General features: G+C 47.5%; 1 protein-coding gene. It reads left to right on the top strand.

What is annotated here, in order from left to right:
* Window positions 1-478: IS5 family transposase (locus H5300_RS27065; RefSeq protein WP_182797395.1), on the top strand; the 478-nt coding region annotated here is incomplete at both ends.

Below are 478 nucleotides of genomic sequence, written 5' to 3'. Positions count from 1 at the left end.
GTTGAGGTTTTATTTAAGACTAAAACGAGAGGAGCGATACAGCATCTAGCCATTGATGCTACTGGCCTTAAGGTTTATGGCGAAGGTGAATGGAAAGTCAAAAAACACGGGACGGATGGCAAGCGTAGAGTCTGGCGAAAGCTGCATATTGCAGTCGATACAAACACTCATGAGATCATTGCCGCCGAGCTAAGTTTATCGACGGTTACAGATGGAGAAGTACTCCCGAACTTACTGAAACAAACACGCCGAAGTATCTTTGAGGTGTCTGAGGATAGCGCTTACGACACGAGAGCGTGTCACGCTGCTATTAAGATTAAGGGAGCCATTGCGCTTATTCCCCCAAGAGAAGAGGCAGCCTTCTGGGAGCGTGGTCACCCTCGAAATCTCGCCGTGGGTTGCCAGAAATTATACGGCTCAAATAAGTATTGGAAAGAGCGGTATGGATACCACAAACGTTCACTCTCAGAAACAGCGA

Source organism: Vibrio sp. SG41-7 (genome assembly GCF_014164465.1).
Taxonomy (GTDB): Bacteria; Pseudomonadota; Gammaproteobacteria; order Enterobacterales; family Vibrionaceae; genus Vibrio; species Vibrio splendidus.
The sequence above is the reverse complement of the archived record's forward strand: the minus strand, read 5'-3'. Positions and strand labels throughout refer to the sequence as shown.